Origin of the sequence: Siphonobacter curvatus (assembly GCF_002943425.1) — a bacterium.
GTDB lineage: Bacteria > Bacteroidota > Bacteroidia > Cytophagales > Spirosomataceae > Siphonobacter > Siphonobacter curvatus.
Genome location: NZ_PTRA01000001.1, coordinates 2282624 through 2301575, shown reverse-complemented (window position 1 = coordinate 2301575; position 18952 = coordinate 2282624). Strand labels below are relative to the sequence as shown.

Annotated in this window: 24 protein-coding genes and 1 tRNA gene; 21 read left to right on the top strand and 4 right to left on the bottom strand. The window is 43.2% G+C overall.

What is annotated here, in order from left to right; all coding sequences use genetic code 11:
- Positions 1 to 822 precede the first annotated feature (822 nt).
- Entirely contained in the window at positions 823 to 1260 is a 438-nt protein-coding gene (locus C5O19_RS09555) for a helix-turn-helix domain-containing protein (protein WP_104711637.1), read from the bottom strand.
- Positions 1261 to 2042: 782 nt separating this feature from the next.
- Between C5O19_RS09555 and C5O19_RS09540 the strand changes: the two genes are divergently transcribed.
- The 20 genes from C5O19_RS09540 to C5O19_RS25985 all read left to right on the top strand — a co-directional run bounded on the left by C5O19_RS09540 (position 2043) and on the right by C5O19_RS25985 (position 12072).
- Complete coding sequence (locus C5O19_RS09540; protein ID WP_104711632.1) at positions 2043 to 2285, top strand: hypothetical protein; 243 nt, start codon at positions 2043 to 2045, stop codon at positions 2283 to 2285.
- A gap of 109 nt (positions 2286 to 2394) precedes the next feature.
- Positions 2395 to 2730, top strand: coding sequence for a hypothetical protein (locus C5O19_RS09535; protein ID WP_104711630.1), 336 nt, complete (start codon positions 2395 to 2397; stop codon positions 2728 to 2730).
- Positions 2731 to 2752: 22 nt separating this feature from the next.
- Positions 2753 to 3064 carry a hypothetical protein gene (locus tag C5O19_RS09530; protein WP_104711628.1) on the top strand — a complete coding sequence of 104 codons (312 nt, stop codon included), beginning with the start codon at positions 2753 to 2755 and terminating at the stop codon, positions 3062 to 3064.
- Positions 3061 to 3279, top strand: coding sequence for a hypothetical protein (locus C5O19_RS09525; protein ID WP_104711626.1), 219 nt, complete (start codon positions 3061 to 3063; stop codon positions 3277 to 3279). Before C5O19_RS09530 ends, C5O19_RS09525 begins: the two co-directional genes overlap by 4 nt.
- A gap of 6 nt (positions 3280 to 3285) precedes the next feature.
- Positions 3286 to 3426, top strand: a tRNA-OTHER gene (locus tag C5O19_RS25995).
- Positions 3427 to 3450: 24 nt separating this feature from the next.
- Positions 3451 to 3873: a DUF4494 family protein gene (locus C5O19_RS09520; RefSeq protein WP_104711624.1), complete on the top strand. Its 423-nt coding sequence runs from the start codon at positions 3451 to 3453 to the stop codon at positions 3871 to 3873.
- Positions 3874 to 3988: 115 nt separating this feature from the next.
- Complete coding sequence (locus C5O19_RS09515; protein WP_104711622.1) at positions 3989 to 4627, top strand: hypothetical protein; 639 nt, start codon at positions 3989 to 3991, stop codon at positions 4625 to 4627.
- Between the two features lie 8 nt (positions 4628 to 4635).
- Positions 4636 to 5619, top strand: a complete 984-nt coding sequence (locus C5O19_RS09510; protein WP_133163337.1) for a helix-turn-helix domain-containing protein — start codon at positions 4636 to 4638, stop codon at positions 5617 to 5619.
- A gap of 43 nt (positions 5620 to 5662) precedes the next feature.
- Complete coding sequence (locus C5O19_RS09505) at positions 5663 to 6514, top strand: P-loop NTPase family protein (RefSeq protein ID WP_165795990.1); 852 nt, start codon at positions 5663 to 5665, stop codon at positions 6512 to 6514.
- Between the two features lie 17 nt (positions 6515 to 6531).
- Positions 6532 to 6756 carry a hypothetical protein gene (locus C5O19_RS09500; protein WP_104711616.1) on the top strand — a complete coding sequence of 75 codons (225 nt, stop codon included), beginning with the start codon at positions 6532 to 6534 and terminating at the stop codon, positions 6754 to 6756.
- Positions 6753 to 7490 carry a hypothetical protein gene (locus tag C5O19_RS09495; RefSeq protein ID WP_104711614.1) on the top strand — a complete coding sequence of 246 codons (738 nt, stop codon included), beginning with the start codon at positions 6753 to 6755 and terminating at the stop codon, positions 7488 to 7490. The genes C5O19_RS09500 and C5O19_RS09495 overlap by 4 nt, the downstream gene beginning before the upstream one ends.
- A gap of 206 nt (positions 7491 to 7696) precedes the next feature.
- Complete coding sequence (locus C5O19_RS25990; RefSeq protein WP_165795989.1) at positions 7697 to 7873, top strand: hypothetical protein; 177 nt, start codon at positions 7697 to 7699, stop codon at positions 7871 to 7873.
- Positions 7863 to 9041: a DNA cytosine methyltransferase gene (locus C5O19_RS09490; protein ID WP_104711612.1), complete on the top strand. Its 1179-nt coding sequence runs from the start codon at positions 7863 to 7865 to the stop codon at positions 9039 to 9041. Before C5O19_RS25990 ends, C5O19_RS09490 begins: the two co-directional genes overlap by 11 nt.
- Before the next feature lie 123 nt (positions 9042 to 9164).
- Positions 9165 to 9401 (top strand): hypothetical protein, encoded by a 237-nt coding sequence (locus tag C5O19_RS09485; protein ID WP_104711611.1) that lies wholly within the window; start codon positions 9165 to 9167, stop codon positions 9399 to 9401.
- A gap of 52 nt (positions 9402 to 9453) precedes the next feature.
- On the top strand, positions 9454 to 10209 hold the full coding sequence (locus C5O19_RS09480) for a DNA cytosine methyltransferase (protein WP_104711609.1): 756 nt from the start codon (positions 9454 to 9456) through the stop codon (positions 10207 to 10209).
- Positions 10210 to 10370: 161 nt separating this feature from the next.
- Positions 10371 to 10628 (top strand): hypothetical protein, encoded by a 258-nt coding sequence (locus C5O19_RS09475; RefSeq protein WP_104711608.1) that lies wholly within the window; start codon positions 10371 to 10373, stop codon positions 10626 to 10628.
- Between the two features lie 4 nt (positions 10629 to 10632).
- Positions 10633 to 11193 (top strand): nucleoside triphosphate pyrophosphohydrolase family protein, encoded by a 561-nt coding sequence (locus tag C5O19_RS09470; RefSeq protein WP_104711606.1) that lies wholly within the window; start codon positions 10633 to 10635, stop codon positions 11191 to 11193.
- Between the two features lie 2 nt (positions 11194 to 11195).
- Complete coding sequence (locus tag C5O19_RS09465; protein WP_104711604.1) at positions 11196 to 11519, top strand: hypothetical protein; 324 nt, start codon at positions 11196 to 11198, stop codon at positions 11517 to 11519.
- Complete coding sequence (locus C5O19_RS09460; protein ID WP_104711603.1) at positions 11516 to 11845, top strand: hypothetical protein; 330 nt, start codon at positions 11516 to 11518, stop codon at positions 11843 to 11845. Before C5O19_RS09465 ends, C5O19_RS09460 begins: the two co-directional genes overlap by 4 nt.
- A 65-nt stretch (positions 11846 to 11910) precedes the next feature.
- Complete coding sequence (locus C5O19_RS25985) at positions 11911 to 12072, top strand: hypothetical protein (protein WP_165795988.1); 162 nt, start codon at positions 11911 to 11913, stop codon at positions 12070 to 12072.
- A gap of 526 nt (positions 12073 to 12598) precedes the next feature.
- Here C5O19_RS25985 and C5O19_RS09455 read toward each other — a convergent pair.
- Positions 12599 to 13906, bottom strand: coding sequence for a HEPN domain-containing protein (locus C5O19_RS09455; RefSeq protein ID WP_104711601.1), 1308 nt, complete (start codon positions 13904 to 13906; stop codon positions 12599 to 12601).
- Between the two features lie 279 nt (positions 13907 to 14185).
- On the opposite strand from C5O19_RS09455, the gene C5O19_RS09450 reads away from it, so the two are divergent.
- Positions 14186 to 14854: a patatin-like phospholipase family protein gene (locus tag C5O19_RS09450; RefSeq protein WP_104711600.1), complete on the top strand. Its 669-nt coding sequence runs from the start codon at positions 14186 to 14188 to the stop codon at positions 14852 to 14854.
- A gap of 185 nt (positions 14855 to 15039) precedes the next feature.
- Here C5O19_RS09450 and C5O19_RS09445 read toward each other — a convergent pair whose 3' ends face one another.
- Together C5O19_RS09445 and C5O19_RS09440 are read right to left on the bottom strand one after the other, a co-directional pair.
- Positions 15040 to 16998 (bottom strand): hypothetical protein, encoded by a 1959-nt coding sequence (locus C5O19_RS09445; protein WP_133163336.1) that lies wholly within the window; start codon positions 16996 to 16998, stop codon positions 15040 to 15042.
- Between the two features lie 211 nt (positions 16999 to 17209).
- A complete protein-coding gene (locus C5O19_RS09440) occupies positions 17210 to 18817 on the bottom strand; it encodes a site-specific integrase (RefSeq protein WP_104711596.1) in 1608 nt (535 codons plus the stop codon).
- Positions 18818 to 18952 lie beyond the last annotated feature (135 nt).

Here is an 18952-nt window from a genome sequence, read left to right as displayed (position 1 = left end):
CCTCTTTCATATGCTGTATAAGAATGTTTTGAACCTATTTTATAAGTATCTAAAGCCCATAGTACGTTTTGTATTCTCTTATAAATAGCAAAATAAACGGAGATTTAGCCCCAGCTCTCTATTCTAACTATTTCTTGGTTTTTGAGAGAACGTTTCGGCATTGTCATGTGTGGTGACGTTGAGGAGAAAATATGTGACTGGAATCCTTAATATATTTATGACTAATGTGGTATCTAAAAACTAAGAATTTTCCAGTGTCTCTGTGGGTATTGGAGTAATCATTAGTTTCTATTTCAATAAGGTTTACTAATTTAAAAAGAACAGATCTCTTGATTTCTTGTGAGAGTTCAAAAGCTGAGCCTGAGAATAGTTTTAATGCAAAGAAAATTAAGCAATACACAGGAGTATAGGTAAAGTTTTTTAGACAGTTCTGAGTAAATGGATAATTTTCAATACTAGAAGCTTACTAGATAAATACAAAACCGTTTATCTAATTTTTCTATAGTAGATGGGTGGTAAAAGAAGTCGAGAAGAAATTTTTCTTATCAGTATGTTTCCATCCTATAAGAATACCCTGCTCCTTGAGACATGCCAATCGCTCAAGAGCATCAATTTGGTTGGCGGACATAATAGAGTTCAAATAAAGGTGTTTGAAATAGGTTCTTGGGTTAATTGTATATCTGTAGACCTATGAAAAGGTTAACAGTACTGGGATAAATTTAGATTTGCGGGTTACTCTTGTAAAAGCAAATTAAGAATATACGTTCAATAGTAAAGAGTTATTAAATAGAAGCAAAACCACTCGTCGAATATTTTGGAATGTTACTTCGAGGAAGAGCTCTGGTCGTACAAATTCTTAAAGTAGGATACCTGATTTCTGCAATCCGCTAAGTCTAGTTCACGGTTTTTCAAAAACGAAGTCAGTAGCTCGATCTGCTTGTCTTTCTCTTCTATTAGGCGACTCCACCCATCAGCACCCATCCCACCTTTGTGCTCTTGGTTACTTTCTGCAACAGTACCTGTGAATTCTTGGTTATTTTTTATGTAATTAATCTCCCTTTGGTCGGTCAGACCGTACAGCCAGTCTAATGAAACATTATAAATATCAGCTATTTTCTTAGCCATTGGTATCGATATACTTTGTTTCCCTTGCTCAATAGCAGCAACTGTAGAATGTGAAAGACCAAACTTTTCGCCAAAAGTTCTCAATGTTTCAGTCCCTCTTAGTTCTTTAATGCGCTGTGATTCAATATTTTGCATTTTTATAGAGCATGATAAGTGAAAATATTTACATAAATTATTTCATTATACATAAATTATGTAAATATTTGTAATGTCAATGTGATGTAAAACAAATGCAAAATGAAGGAAATCCCAACAAATTACGACCAAACGGCGAAAACGAGCCTTTTTCCGGTCTGGGTGGAGGATTACCGGAAATTGAATTTTAACGATAAGTCAGAATTCACGAATCGGTTTCTGAAACAGGAATTTGGGGAAAAGAAAAAAAAGTATCGACGTAGAGCACTTCAAAGCTGGATTGTAAATCCGTCGACCACCCTAACAGAAGTGGCTACGTGGTGCACTGAGGAGCTGCAAAAGATGCACCTGAAAATTAAGGCCCTTTACGTACGAAAGTCAAGCAACCTAGAAACCTAAGTAACAAACCATGTTAGGCACTATGACCGACAAGAAGATTGAACAAGCCAAAAGGTCAGCAACCTGTAGGCTGATGAAGGCTGCAGTTGAAAGTTTTGTGCAAATGTTTGAGCCTATCCGAGAAGGGGCCCCATCGGTGAAAGTAATGATTGATTGTAAAAATGTAGGACAATCGGAATATGAACTGTTGCTCACCTGGCCCGACAATCAAGTTACTCGCATTCGAAATTCTTAAATCGGTACCTGGCATAAGATCATGGCTCAAATCTATACAGCAGCAGAGGTAGACAGTCTACTCGAAAAAACAGCGAACGGAACTACTGTCCCTGTTAGTCTCTGCCCAGAAATCAATTGAAACCCTAAAAGATCAACTCAACGGAGAAGTGCTGACCATTGCTCAGATAGCCGATCGGCTCCACATTAAAAGTGTCGAAACGGTGGGCAAGTACATGAAACTACCGGTGACGGATCCTAAGTACCTTCCTTCGATAGCTCTGAATGGGAAAAGCAAAGGAGCCCGGCTATCGGAAGTTGAAAAATGGATTGAACGCAATACCCCTGAGGCCAAAGCACAACGCAACCGAGAGTTCTGGTTAGCAAAGTCCCGTAAGGCTCTCCACGCATAAGGGCCCTGTACTCGCTGACTTGGCGGTAAGCGAGCGTTTAAGTATGCTTTTCTACTCCCTTGGGGTTTTGCTCTAAGGCGAGTACAGGGACCCAAATCATTGCAACGTTATGGAACAGTACCTGATTACCATCGTCGATCCACACTTAAACGTAACGGTGTACCACACCATAAAACCTATGAAGTACCAGGCCATCTACTACCACAAGTACAGGGCTCAGTTCATTCCCGCTTATAAAACGTTGTTCATTAGTTTGAATAAAGCTTACTGGCAATGGAAACGGGGAGTACAGGATTTTGATTTCCTACTCCGAGTTATTGGCGAGCAAATCCAGCGACTCAGCGAAATCGACCGGGCGAAAACGACTTATGAAGTGGTCGAAGGCCTCAAACGTACCGAAGTTCAGGTTACCTACGATAGTGTTTTGATTGCCCGTTTTTATTAATCAACGCCTCATTCTTATCACTATGCATCTCATTCTTTCTGCCACGCGGGATATGCGTAGCTATGTCGCCTCTTTGCCTTTTGTAAAAGCTTTAGCCTGTCGCTGCAAGTGTAGCTGGGCGGTTTTAAAAGGAATCCGGACCACTGAAGAGGAGTTTGAATCCGGTATTATTCCGCTGTTTATTATCGGCACGCTGGCCGGATTTGCCCTTACGGTGTATCTGATCGCGTTTTACTTCAACGCCCCGGATTGTTTGCTGGCGGTTTTCTGGAGTCTGTTTTGCCTGGCTGTGTTTATTGTAGGAATGATAGCCGCCCGCTGGGTAAGCCAGTGAAACGGCTGCTACCTATAGGGATCATCGTTAGCGGAATCCTACTGGCTTTGAACCTGAAATTTTGTAGCTGCGAATCCTATGAGCAGGAGATCAAGGATCTGCGGCGGGAAAACGAAAAGCTCCAGGCTAGGAATAAACTACTCGCAGACTCCCTGCCTTCTACGCTGCTTTTACTGGAGCAGCCAAACGGGCCGGGAATGACACTGGAAGAGTAATAAACGGACAAGGTGGCGGAACGGGTAGACGCAATCTAATCATCGTTGGATGGGCGGCGATAGCGAGAGACTGAGAGGTGTACGATAGAGCCTCGAAATCACTAAAGCGTAAGTGACCCAATGCAGGTTCGAATCCTGTCCTTGTCGCTAGAATCCCAAACTTAACTACCTATGAAATATTTAACCACCTCCTTCCGGACTGACGTTGACCCGCATTCGGGAAAGATGAAAACCTTTAAAGATCAGCGTTTAGCTGAGGCTGTCAGCATTACCGACGCGGAGGCCACCACGGTACAGTACGCAGGATCCGGCGTCAACGTGGATGCCGTACGCAAGTACAAGGTGTCAGAGATTATCTACAATGAAAAAAACAGTAGTCTGCCCTTTTACAAGGCCATTGTAGGGATTGAAACCTTTAACGAAAAGAGCAAGAAAATCAAGCTCACCAAGACGGTGGTACTCGTTCAGGCCAATAGCGTACTCGATGCGGTGGCAGACGTAATTGCAGCCTGGGGTAAGTCTACCGACTGGGAGATTCTGGAAGTCAAAAAAACGCCAATACTAGAAATCATCGAACCAGCCAAAGCGGCCTAACGCATTCATTCCCTGCTCATCCGTTAGAAAACGGAATGGGTTGGATGGCACACTCTCCGGCTGGCTATGCCGGTCCGGATGAGCAGGGAATACTATACCTTAATTTGATAAATCAATGAACAATCAACCGGATGTACAAGGGTTTGTAGGCTGGGTGGATAAGAATCTATCCAAGTATTACTTCTCCAAGGTAGAGGGTGGAATGCTTGCCATCATCAAGCAGTTTCGTATGCCCGACGGCCTTTTAAAGGAATTGCAGAATAGGAGTTTTCTGGTCAAAGAGAAGATCATTCGTAAAGGTGATAGTGGCTGGCAACTGGGCAATTGCTGGACTACGTCGCTTCTCATGCCAGCGGTCATCGAAGTGATTATCGATGGATTGTTAGGCACAACGCAGGTGACTGTTGCGGAGGAAGAAACCCATGGAGAGGCTGACTTAAAAGCAAATCCTTTTGCGAGTATCGATTTAGAGACAGACGTAAATACTTCGCTAAGAGAACTTGCTCTGCAAAAGGTGTCGTCTGATCTAATCCGTGCAGGAGTAAAGCCTCGGGAACGGATTGTATGTCTGAGCGATCAGAACATAGAGTCGGATGATCTTCTCTACATGGTCATGGTCGCGGGTATTATCCAGGCAGCCACTGGTTTCAGCATGGCCCGGTCCACTGCGTATACGCTCATGAAAATGCACGATACGAATCAGGCTACGATCTATCGTAAAGAACGATCCATTACGCTTTCAGAATTGTTTTAATCCGCCTTATGAGTAAGTCTACCGGCATATGGGTACCTGCTGAAGTTATGGCATTGCCCATTCTTCCAATTCACAAGCTCTTTTTGGGTCATGTAATGGGGCTATGCCGTGACAATGGTAAGTGTACCGCAAAGAATAAACACTTTGCTGCTTATTTCTCAGTTAGCGAACGATATGTGATTTTGATGATACGAGAATTGGAAGCTGCTGGCTACTTGGTAACAAGTGGAGGCAAGAATCGTATTATCAAAATAGGAACACTGAACTGTAGTTCAGTGTCAGACGTATACAATGATACGTTAGAACTCACCCTGAACCACAGTTCAGGTTCGGATAAAACTACGCTGAACCACAGTTCAGGGTACAGTGATTCTACTATGAACTCTAGTTCAGTGTCAATCGAACTTACCCTGAACCACAGTTCGGAATTACATGGAACCATAGTTCAGGGTAACCCTGAACTATGGTTCAGTGCTTTATATAAGGTAGAAAGTAAAGAAGAAAGTAAAAAAGAAAACTTAGAAGAAGAAGGTAAAAAAGGCGATTCTGAATGTTTTGAAAAAGGCGAAACGCCGCACTTTGTTCAGGCCAATCGGGAGCAGATCAAAAACCTCATCCCCGTGGGCCCTTCTCCGTTGGAAGTCGCTGGATGGCTGTTTGAAAATGCCAAGTGCCGCGAGCACGCCTGTTTGAAAATCAAATCCATCAAACGGGACTCGGATGAGGACTACCGCGATCTCATCGCTCACTTCATTCGCTACAACGGTGCCCGCAACGTGCAGTGGGATAGCTTCGAGAGTGCAGCTGAACATTTCATGAAAATGATCTCCCGCCTGAACGGCTTTAACCCAGCAAAAGATAACCCGCAAACCCATGGAAAATCAAAACCCAAATCCGGCTCCTACATCCCCGTTGACAGTACATCCCGGCCAAAGCCAGAGCAGGGAAAGTCCATACCCCGAAGCTGGGACCACATCCAGCTCGATCCTTGAGATTGTGGATGAGGATTATCTGCCTGAGCTCAGTGAGTACGAAATGCAAAATCTCAAAAAGCGATTAAAGCTTAAGCGGGAGCCTACTCAGGAAGATGTCCAGAAAGAACGGGAGAGAAAACGGGAACGCCTGCAGATTCATCGTCGCAATGCTGCTTACCTGGATGCCGTACGGATGCCTAAAAGCTTAAAGCCCGAACTAAGCTCAAGCCAGATCCTTAAACTGATCACCGAAGCAGGAAAGCTGAAAGCAGTGGCTGAACATTGGGACAAGCCCTTTTCGGCTGAGGTCTACGGAGGAATCTTGCCGCTGTTGTGTCTGTACTTGGCAAAAGACCCCCGCTTTGAGGAACTAGGCCGGTCGGCAGGATTAAACTTCTCGCTTAGCAAAGGTCTGCTGCTCACTGGGCCTGTAGGCTGCGGAAAGACCAGGCTTATGGAAATCCTTGGCAACCTGCAATTGGGGGACAGAAACTTTGCCGTAGAGCCCTTCAATGTCTTTTCGGTTCGTGATGTCGTCGAGCGGTTCAAAAGTAGCAAGGGTGGAGGAGAAGAAGGCATTACCGTATTTACTCGTCCTGCTCCCAACGCCTACCGCTCGCAGTACTGGCATGATGCCATTGGTTGGTGCTTTGATGATCTGGGTACGGAAGGCGAAGGCCACCACTTTTCCGATCGCCAGAACGTGATGCAGGGGCTACTCGAAAAGATTTACAGCAAGTGCGTCGGGCAGTACTTCCGATTCCATGCCACCACCAACGGAAGTCTGGAAGATTTGAAAAAGGCGTATGGCGGGCGTTTTGCTGATCGGTTGGGGGAGATGTTCAACTGGATAGAGTTCGAGGCTTCTAGCCCAAGTTTGAGGCCTTCTGTGACCATGAGTGATGAAAACTAACCTTTGAAATTCTAGTAATGGAAAATTTTTATGCAGTACTCGCTATTTCGATCGGCTTCGGCTACATCGTCTACCTGATTAAAGATACCCGTAAAGCCACCCGGGATTCCGATCAGCGTGAGCTATCCGAGCGGCTGGCCCGGGAGAAGGACATCGCCGAAAACGGCAAGTTCCATCCACTCGATGAGCTCTGGCTTTCTCAAAACCATTTTTTGCAACCCCAAAACTTACAGGAAGTATGAGTATTGAAAACAAAACCCCACTCTGCTTTTATCTGCATCACAACGGGGATTGGGCTTATTTCTTTATCAACGAATGGCCTGATGCCAATCACCACCGCAACGGTTTTACACTCACCATTAATTCAAACTACGGCTGCTGGGGAAGTGGGTGGAGTCACCCGGGTGAGAGCTGGAAAAGCTTTCTAACCAAATCCAATGACCCGTATTTGATGGGTAATTTTGAACGTAAGGTCTTTCAAAGCGATTTGTTTGAACAGCGGGTGATTAAGGACATTAAACGCCATGTCAAAGACGGTACAGTACCTGCCAAGCTCGGCAAGCTGGCTATCAAAGAAGTAGAGGACTCTTGCCGAAATTATGATGGAAAGCAGGTAGTCCACCAGTTGTATCGTGAAAGCGAGCACTTTGTAAAGGTCTATCCAGATGGCGAAGCATTTAGTCTAGGCGATGATCATACGCCGATGCTGAGAGGGTTCTTTAATTACCTGTGGCCGCATTTTATTAAGCACGTCAAGGAGTTAGAGGCTGACAAATCCCTACTTAGTCCTGAAGAAAATAGCTCTAAGTCTACTGATTCAACTTTGGTAAAGCTTGAAAAGATTAAAGCTTACAGTGAAGAGGAATTAGGGGATTGGTCAGGAGTGCAGCCCGATCACTTACCTGGCTCACTATACGCCTTAGGAGTCGTTCTACAAATGGTTGAAGAAGCCATCGCCTGCCAGAAATTAGCATAGCTTACTGCCAGGCTCTTCAATTGCAAAATAATAAATCCCAGCTAGACCCTAGCTGAGATTTATGTCAAACCAAGAAAACCACCTAAATGGACTGCCACCTATCAGAACCCCTCTTTCGATAGCCCTAAGTTGGTGGTTTTAGGCCCTTAGAACAATGACTTTTCGCATAGGAAATCCGTACAAAAGTACTTTCTAATTCAATCATCATGGACGTAACAGATGTCATCCGCTGCCCCGACTGCGGACACGTTCAGCACGCGGTTATCCGGGATAGTTACCCCTTTCCCACCTACCTGCACGACTGCGAAATGTGCGATTATACCATCCAGGAATCCGAGTGGATTTCCGTAAAAGACGAGGAAGTAAATACCAATGAGCAATAGAAAATTACCTAAACCACCCATCGTACCCGAAGAGGTTGAGTACTACTACGTCGACGGCTTCTGCGGAGCGGGTGGAGTAACCGAAGGCGTCGAAAACGCAACGAATGAAAATGGAAACCGGATAGCCGTAGTGGGCGTAGGCATCAATCACGACAATGGGGCTATCGAATCCCACGCCAGAAACCATCCCGAAACAACCCACTTCATTGAGGATATCCGGGATTCATCCCTGCCCGAGCGGGTACTGGCCGTGATCAAAGAAGGTCGTAAGCTATATCCGAACGCTAAAATCGTTTTTCAAGCCTCGCTGGAATGCACGAATTTCAGCAATGCCAAAGGCGGAAAACCTCGAGATCCCGATAGCCGCATGCTGGCTGACTTCATGGAGATGTATCTGATCGTGATAATGCCCGATTACTTCACCATCGAAAACGTTCGGGAGTTCATGAGCTGGGGACCGCTCGATGAAAACGGCAAGCCGGTGTCGAGAAAGAAAGGATCGGATTACGTTCGCTGGTATCAAAGTATTGAAGCAATGGGATATCGCTACGATGCCCGCCTGTGTAATGTAGCAGATTACGGGGCTAACACGAGCCGCACGCGGTTGTTTGGCATCTTTGCCAAGGGCAATCTTCCCATTGCCTGGCCCGAGCCTACGCATGCCAAAGACCCCTCGAAAGTAGGAATGTTTGGCAAGCAGCTTGAAAAGTGGCGGCCCATCCGGGAGTGCCTGCAACTCGAAGACAAGGGACGCACGATCTTTCGAAACCCACCCCTGTCGGATAAAACCTACGAGCGGATTTTCGAAGGCCTGATCCGTCACGTAGGGGGTGGCCGCCGGGAATTCTTGACCAAATATTTCTCCGGACCGGGAATGACCTTCTCCGCTGACCAGCCCGCAGCTTCCATTACGACCGTCGATCATCAGGCTTTGGTTTCAGTCCTGCCCTTTATGACGCAGGTATTCGGAGCTAACTCCAAAGGGCATAACACCTATCCCAGCGACCGCCCGGCCCGTACGATTACTACCCAGGACGGGCACGCGATGGTAACGCCCGAGCCCTTTGCTATGACTTACAACAGCGGGTCGCCTGAGAACCGGGTGAAAAGCATGGATGAGCCCGCTCAAACCCTGATGACTGAAAACACCATTGCCCTGGTCAGCTGAGAACCCTTCGTAGTTCAGTCCTACGGCGGTGAAGCATCCGCAAAATCGTATCCGGTTGAAAACCCTTCGCGGGTAATTACGGCAGGCGATAATCAGTCATTGGTGAGTCCGGAACCCTTTTGCATGAAATACCACGGAACGGGCGATAATACGTTTAGCTCGGATAGCCCCTGCTCCACGCTGACGACCACGGACCGCGTCGGACTGGTCCAGTCGGAATACCTGTTGAGCTACCACAGCAATAGCCAATCAACGGCTCTGAATCAACCCTGTCCTACGATCACAACCAAGGATAAAATGGGTGTGGTGCAAGCCGAGCAGTTCATTGCCTTACAGTACTCGCAAGGTCAGCAGGATTAGTCCATGAACGCTCCGGCATCTGCTCTTATCTGCTGTACCCAAGCACAGGGTCGTGACGGCTGAATTCATCGATCAACAGTACGGTCAGTCCAAGCCGTCGAGTGTTGAGGACCCGGCCCCTTGCATTACCGTCAATCCCCATAGTGCTTTGGTGCAGGCCTTCATCGTAGACCCGCAGTGGGGCGGCCACTCTCACAGCATTGAAAAGCCCGCTCACACGATCATCGCCCGGCAGGACAAGGCTCCCGCATCAATCGTATCGCCCGAATGGTTACTTACCAACATGCACAAGAATCCAGGTACTTCACTGGATGAGGCGGGGCCCACGCTTTTGACAGGTAATCATCACTATCTGATGAGCACCAACTTCGCTAACGTAGGTACGCCCCTGGATAGTCCAGCCCCAACGATTACAGCAGATAGTCACTGGGCCTATGTGATGACGGTGGAGAAAGGACCCTTGCCTGCCATTCTGGTCTACGAAAGCGATTCGGAACCCGTACGAAAAATCAAAGCCTTCATGGCCGAGTATGGCATCGTAGACATCAAAATGCGTATGCTGAAGGTGCAGGAACTTAAACTCATTCAAGGGTTTCCGGCTAACTACTACTTGGCTGGCTCCCAGACTGATCAGAAAAAATACATTGGTAACAGCGTGCCTCCTGTGTTTCCAAAGGTTTGGGTGGAGGCTTTGGCGAAGGGAGGCAAGGATGAAACAGCTCAGCACCATTCCCCAACACAAAACCCTCGAAGAATCCCTGAAAGAGCTAAAAAGGGAGCTGGATACGAGAATACGGGTGTATCCTGACTGGATCAGCAAGGGTAAGGTATCCTTCGACGTCGCTCAGCATCGCATCGATGTGTTCAGAGTCCTGATTGACAGGCTAGAGAAGGAGATCGTTCGGACATCAGGCACGCAGCAAAGCTTATTCTAAAACTCACTATTTACAGCCACACCAAATAGCGATTATGCTGAATACGAAAGATTGGCCCGTTATCCGGCTCACCCAAAGGGAATTTGATGGGCTGCCCGAATACTCCTGTTCCATTCCCACCGGTACTACCATCGGCAAACGCTGGAAAAGGGACGTAAACGCTTACCCAAGAGGTTATGGGCCTCATCCGCCACCCTATTGGATTGTCTGTGAGTATGCGGAGCATCCTACAGACCCTGAAAACAAAGTAGCCATTCTCTACAAACGTATCATTATTACCAAACACCCCTAACACAATGATTACTGAACTTACTGGCCTCGCGAAAGAAGCCCACCAAATCAATCGCAACAATGGCTTCTGGGATGAAGTCCCACCGCTCAAGCAATGCATTGCCCTGGCTATCGGGGAGCTGTTTGAAGCCCTGGAAGCCGATCGGGTTGGGAAAACCATGGCCAAGATCAATTCATCTGAGGAGCGACGAATGCTCATGAATGATTTGAATGCACACTTTGATCCAATGTTCTTCAAAATTGCCGTCAAAGACACGGTAGAGGATGAGTTGGCCGACGTAGTCATTCGCTGCATGGATACGCTCGTCGGTCACCAGATCGAATCGGAGGACATTACGGCCATTCATGCACCGACCGAATTCGAAAACATCTCCGAGTTTATCATGTCCACAATAAGCATCATCATGTGGCAGTACAATAAAAATAACATCTCGGAATGTTTGCAGAGCCTGATTTCCTGCTGCTACAGCTACGCAAGCTCTAAGGGAATGCACCTGGACTGGCACATCCGCATGAAGATGGCTTACAACGCTACCCGGGAAAGAAAGCACGGTAAAGCGTATTAGTCATGCGGGAAGCCAAAAAGCTGTATTACTACATCGGCGAAGGGCATCCAGTCCCCGAGCCCGGCAGGTATCTAGTGAACAAGGGAAAGAAGGGGCCGGGGACTGTGTATCTCATTACTGCCATTGTTCGCACCAAGCAGAAGCGGCCCGTAGAAGGCTACACCTGCTACACACTCACGCTCCAGCGGCTTGATGGACTCAAAGAACTGGTCGTGTACGAAATGCAGGCCGGGACCTGTAGTGTCTGGGTCAAAGGAGAGGAGGCCTTCCCATGCTTCGCATTTGATCCAAATGAAAGACGACCACTATCAAAACCAAGATCATGACTTACAAAGACCCTATCATGGCTGGGTATCGGGACTTTATCAGAGAAGCCCAAAAGCTCAACATGGTCAGCAATGAACGCATGTTTCGGCTGCTAACAAAAATCAAAGGAGAGGCTTTCGTAAACGACTTGCAGGCCTTAATCAAAATCCTTGGATGTCGGTACAGTAAGATTCGTGTTTCCCGAAAACCGATGGGTATACGGATAATAGAAAAGCGGGTCCCTTCCATTAGTGAGCTATGGGTAGAAATGAAAGAAGGGGAGTTTATCAAGGCCATCGTATCAATCCAGGTAAAGCCTGACCGCTGGATTGTCCTGTATCTCTAAAATCAAACATCCGCACGCTTAGAGCCCGGTTACCCACTTATCGTTAACCCTTTACAACTACCCATATGAGCTTTGTCTTAATCGAAGATTCGTTTAAAAGTACCCTGACGGTAGGCTTAAGTGAAATGCCTAAAGACACCGTCGCTATCAAGGTTTCACGTCCGGTGATGATGATGAAGATGCCTACACCTATCACTTTCTTGATGCTAAAGCAAATCTGGAACTGATCAGCACGCTGGAAGGACTTCAAAAACAGATTGATCCTTGGTATCAAACACGGGAAGGGGCCGGAAAAAGTGCCGTTTCATCAGAGCTTAGAAACTTGATGCGGTACGCTAATGATACCAATAACCCGGACCTTCATAAGCACCTGCAGCAACGAATGCTTTTGCATTCGCAAGGAGGCGAGGGACCTCAACTTGTTCAATCCGATACAGAATAATGCGGTATATCATCTTCACCCTCTTATGTGCCGCGGTGGCTTACGCTATTTGGCAATAAAGAGGGAGAAGATGATGAGACTTTGAGATTTAGGGAAACGTTCTCAAAGACTAGTCCTACAAATGGTAGTAAAACAAACCAGGCATGACGTCAAATGGTGCTGCTAGTGCAAGTGCTATATCGGCGTGTTTAGCACAAACGAAAAAGTTCCTCTAAACTCGCTTGTTAAGGATATAGTCATCGTCCTGCATTACAATCGATCCTTGCTATAGGCGTTTGTGACCAATTTATAAAGATTAGTGATTAATAAAATTATTTATCTTCTACATTTGTAGTAATTTCCTCATTTTCATTATTGAATCTGCTCAAAACTTCTATAAGTTTTTTTCTTGTTTGGTTCAAATCTTCAATTCTTGCTTTTGATGTCATCTTTTCCATAAAATTATCCCTGTTTAGTTCTTGGAAATGTAATTGAGCTCTATATCTTTCTATACGTAGATCAATACTAGTTATGGCTCTTTGTAGCATTTCCCTCTTTATACTGTCGTTTTCTATCGTATCAATAGACTCTGGATTAATAATCAATCCCTCAGTTATTTTAGTAAATAAAAAAACATCAATATATTTATTTGTATATAAATTTTCCAAAGTTTCATTTAAACTTACAAAACCGGATGGAATTGTATTGGATTCCTCAATACTCGATTCTATATTTTCAGTAATGACCTTAGCATCGGATTCATCTACTTCAATTGAGTCAAGAGATTCAATTGCTTGTGATATTTTAGGTTTCAAATCTTCAAATAATCTTATAATTGTTTGATATTCGGCTTTGTTTAGGAAATTATTGTGAGCAACTTTGCATCTTAATTGATACAATTCATCCCATCTTGAAGTTATAAAGTCAAGATCGCAACTAATGATACTCTTAAAGTATTTATCCCAGTTTGAAACAGGAATAAAGCTTTTAAGTTCTTCTAGATTTAATTCATCAAGTGTATTTGCTTTTTTTATTTTACTATATAGATCTTGACTCTTGGGAGTCGTTATTTCAGTGCTCAAAAAGGTTTTTAAGTGAATGAAATCTGTTTGATATAAATAATCATCCGAATTGCCTGATTGTTTATATTCACTTTTTGCTTTTATTTCGGACGGAACTCTGCTTTTACTCCATTCAGTATCTAAATTTATGACCATGAATTTTGTAAATAGTTTTCTCATTAAGTTTTCTATCTCATGTATAAGAGGGTATGATTTTTGAGCATAATAAAAGCTTGTATCATCCCATAAAGTGAGAATATTGTGAGAGTCAGATATTAAAGCCAATAATGTTTTTATATGTTTTAAGAAATCGAGATATATTTCAATGTCACTTGTATATGGACATTTGAAGATTAAATGATAGTATATCTTACTCTTGTTGGGTATTGGGCCTGATTTTAAAGTATAATTTATTTCAATACCCTTGAATTTGATCAGATTATTTTCAATGACGATAGATCCGTCAGAAGTTAAGAATCTGTTAAACGTTTCGATAGTTGTACAGTAATTGGTATCACCTTTAAGTTTTATTAAATACTCAACCAGATGATTAGGTGTGGTTTGAGGAGTCGCAGACATAGCATGTGTGGTTAAATTAGGCTATGCAAGGTAAGTGATTGCATGTTATGAACTTTTTGGAATATTAAAAATATTCAGCAAAACACTCATCACAGGCCAGAAACCAAAAACGTATATACTATAGCGTTGTTTATGTAATGAAAACTAAATCCATGCAACAGCAAACCAAAGATGAGGAGTATTTCTATCCAGATAGAGGCAAGCTCACCCAAAACAATATCGTGAAAACGGAACTTTGCAATCTAATGAAAGCCCTCAGTATTAACTTCCCGATCAATCATGTACCCCAAACGAAATCCCTATGAACAGTATCTGGGCCTTGAGGATCACGTGCAGATTCAGGTCTGCAACTACCTCCGGGCTCAGTACCCGCAGGCGGTCTTCTATCACCCGCCCAACGAAGGAAAGCGTACCACCTTACAGGATCCTGATTTTGATTTCGATCTGGCGGACGCTACGCTGGCCAGTATGGCGGCTCCTACGTACTTCGAACCTGCCGAGATTACTTCGAAAGCATGGAACAAGTATACGCTTATTGATGGAGGCATGTTCGCAGCGAACCCAACGCTGATGACGCTCGCCGAGTATTTCAAAGCCAATAAGGGCTGTAAAGAGCTGCCCTACGTTATCAGCTGGGGAACAGGAGCTGAGAAGGGCAAAAAAAGTACTTTGGTCGGTAAGATGGCTTTGATGATGGTCGAGAGCATTATCGGTATTCAGATGTCTGGCTCCTTTCAGGTCGTGGACTTCATTGTCAATCTGTTGTACTGGTTTTTTGATTCCGAGGAGCGATACATCCGTCTGGACTTTGATTCGCCAGGTATCAAGATGGACGATGCCAGTCCTGAGGCGATGGCGAAAATGAAAGCAGTATCTGAAAAGTTTATAGAGGTCAATAAGGATAAGCTCGATCAGATTGTAAAGATATTACTGCTAAATCAGCTTTAGTGTATAAAGTAGGATTAGTAAAGGGGAAACCACACCCACTCATAAACTAGCTATGCTGTTTTTATTAAAGCCGTCAGATATTTGCTGACGGCTTTAATAAATTACCTAGTAGCCTTTTCTTTTATCAAGTGATTATTCTATAAGTTTAATGTTTAAAATAAAGGCATCAATAAAGATACTGACTGCTATTTTAATCTTTTTACCCTAATATCATATTCGTTATAGGACGAGAGTATGCCAGAAAACCTTTCAATAATTATTTCATTTCTAGATTCATCTATGATAATTGGCCATATGAATGATTGTGAGCCATACCGTTCTAGGTTATCTTTATAAATTTCATAAAAGATTGTTTCTTTTGAAACATCCTTTTTATGAATTGTTATTGAGATCAATCCAGATTTCCCTTTAAATCGACTACTTTCTCTGGTTTCCATAAGGGGATTCCCATTATCGTCCGTTAGAATTCGCCAAGTAAAGGGAGTCTTATTCGTAGTTGTAGATACTATTAATACTTCATAATCTTCATTTTCAACAAAAGTACCTGAGTTGTCAGGATTTAAAATCAAGGGTAGGTTAGGGTATTTAACCCCTTGGTAAGAAAGGTGATTTTTTGTTTCAGCTTTATATTCTCCAATTAAATTTATTCCTTTTATTCCTTTGGTTCCATAAACTTCGACACCTTCAATTGTGAACTTTTCAGGTTTATCTTGCTCTTCGAATTGAGCATTCTTTCTAATGAACTCTATCCTAGAGTTTTCATTGTCATTTAAAATAAACTTATCTTTACTTGAATAAAATAAAGTTCCATATCTGTTCTGATTTAGTAAATTGAGGGCTCCAAAGGGCCAATCCTGTCTTTGAGGCGTTGTTGGAGTATTCGTGCAAATCAAACAATCCGTAACTGGGCCAATTTCTACTTGAGTGTTTATAATATTAAATGGACTAAATTTGTTTTTAATTTGAGCTTTTCCGAGGTTTAATTGAGCATAAGCTACTTGTCTATCATTTATTTTGTAGTATTTAAAAATTTCAAAAGGACCTCCTGCAGAACCATCATAAAATACTTTTTCAGGAATAAATGGAATATTTAAACTAATTTCATTTCCTTTTTTATCACTTTCACAATACCAGATTCCAGAAAAATCAACGAAAACTTGACTAGCGTACCAAGGCCCTTTGAAATTTTTATAAATTGGACGCCAACGGCCAAAGCCTTCTTTGACAGAACTTAGTGTACTGCCGTTAGAAGAAATAATCTGATTGTTTTCTGTTTCTATATTTAACACTTGAGAGAACAAAGTACTGTACTGTAAATCTATTTTACCATTATTATTTGTAGGTTTTACAAGAAATACATTTCCTTGAATACTTTGAGATTGGATATTAGTTCTAGTGAAGAATGTAGGATATTTTGTTAAAAAAATGTTAAAGACTTGAAGGGTTGTGTCATTAAATAAGAGCGAGTTGGACGACTTTATAATAATAGCTGCAGATTCGCCTTGTAGGTACTTGTCATTAACTTTAGCTCTAACTCTGTAAAATCCTTCTTCTGGAAGATCTTTTGTGCGTCCCCCTGGGGCTGTTTCAAAATCGCCTTTTTGGTTAGAAAAGATCAACTTTATTTCGCTTTTTACAGGCTTACCTATTCTGTTTAATGAAGATACATCGACTGATTTTGACTTGTCAGTGTCTATAATAAGTATATCTTTTTTAAAATCAGCGAACATCGGTTGACTTAGCGATAAAATAGTATTGGATGGCAACTGAACAGAAACTTGAATTAAGACAATGTTACTATTGATATTTCTCACTGTTAATATACAAGTGCCTGTATCTTTAGCAACTATATCTCCAGATTGCCATGTAGCAATTGATGAATTAGAGCTAAAATAAGTTAAGTTTCTAGGTATGGTATCTGAGGGTATAGAGGATTCCTGTCTGAGAGTCAGGCGGGTAGTTTCGCCTTTGAGCATTACTAAAGATGAAGTAGAAGAATGTAAGATGATCTGACCTGGAGCAAGACCTGTCTTTCCAATAGGCTTAAGTGTTCCAGGTTCTGTCTTATCAATTGGAGTGCCTTTTTTAGAGCATCCGTATATAGCTAAAAATAGCACAAATAATAATGGATATAGCTTATTCATTTATTATTACTGATTTAGTATGTACAATTGATAAGTTTAAAATGTAAAATTCAAAATTGTATATGTTAGTTACTATACCTATTAATAGGTATGTATCATAAGTAAATGACAAGCATAGTATGTTATTAAGTACTAACAGGAAATATTTTATTTAAAAATTTACTGATTTTTACTAGGTAACATTTCCCAGCGATCATATTCTAAGTAAGAACTAATCTTTAAAGGCTTCATTAATAAGAAGCATACTTAGGTCCCTGGAAGCTATTTTCTTAAAAGCCTGAACAATTTGCTTCGAAGCTTCGCTTTCCACGTAGTGGGTATAAATAGCTGTTTGTCGCTGATCAGAATGGCCTAGCGTGTCCTGGATAAACTTTTGAGGGATGTTTAATCCGGCAAGCAGGGTGGCAAAGGTATGCCGGGCCACGTGTGAGGTGATGGCTTCGACCTTGGGCACATTTACAATCTTAGGTGTATTTCGTTCGTATTCGATCGTTTCAAAACTCCCTTTAAGGCCCGCAATCGTCGCTAGAATCTTTAGGCTTGAATTGTAATAGCTGGCAGCAGGCACAGGAACTATGGTTGAGTGTCGATTCTTGTATTTGTTCCGAATGGACTGGGGGATATCCGTTAATGGTATGACTACCTTCTTAATTTTAACTGATCGGGTAGTTACGGCCTTTGTAGGGTGGAGAATGATCAGATCATAGTCTTTTCCATCTACAATGTGCGATTCGGAAAGTCTGGAAAGATCAGAGTAGCGTAGACCCGTAAAACAGGCAAACACAAAGCTATCCCGTGTCTTTTCAACTGTTTTCCACATAGGAATACCCAATCGATCTTCTGGATTTAATGCAGCTACATAATCATTGTAGCGAAACACGTTTACACCCATGATCTGCGTCACTTCCTCCATCGTTAGTACGCACCGGGGAGGTTCAATGTATTTTTGAGAAATCTTGGCGTGCTGTTTGTGTAGAGGATATCCTTGCTTGATACACCAATTAAAGAACGCAGTCAGGTTTTTGCAGATGCCTGAAATATAGTTGGGGTGATAATCCCGAAGGCTCATCAAATAACGCAGGAAACTCTGGTGTACACTTGCCGTATACTCGCTAATAATGAGTGTGCCAGGCTTTATTTCGTCAAATTTTTTCAAGAGTTTTAGCAAGGCCCTGTACGGCCGCATGGTACCGTCTTTCTTTCCCATCAGAATACCATCCGCCATAAAACGATCGTATTCCTCAAAAAAATCATATTGAGGAGCCGAATGTAAACAGGGAATAGGAGTGGATACGAACGTCTCAATTCCTTCCAGTAATTGGAGCGTATAGGAAAGTAAAGCTTCAGCAATAGTAATATCGTATTGAAGACGGATGGTTTTCTCATAAGCCTGGTAGTTGTGACTATCGAACTGTAAGACATCAATCAGGTGAAGGGTTAAGAAGTCCCGGAGTGAGTCAGCTGCCTGGAAGAACATCCCAGGATATTCAACGAATTTGGAAAGTAATAAAGCCATCCCATGCACATCCACTCCGTCAAGATAGCTACGTAACTGTTCGTTCGACGGAAAACCAAAAGGAGCACGAACCATAAAAAGACGTTTAGTTCGATCTTGAAGGTTGTCAATCCTTTGCTTGATCTGCTCGTGAAAGGGATGTTTCTTCTTAGGCAATCCCTTGACCGAATCCCAGTCGCTAGTCTTAGACCGGCACTGGGTAGAGTACAGGTACCGCTGATGCATATAATAAAGGGTCATGTAAATGGGAAAGCCATCTGAGTTTTCAGGCTTGTCGGTGCGAATCTTAAATTGAATATTCATCAGTAGGAACGTTGAAAATGGAAGGGAGAAAATCAGGTGCGGTCAGGTGCGGTCAAATGAGTTTTTGACGAGAAACTGTAGGATGGTATTTGGTGCGGTCGCTGCATAGAAAATAACGGTTATGTATCGAAATTG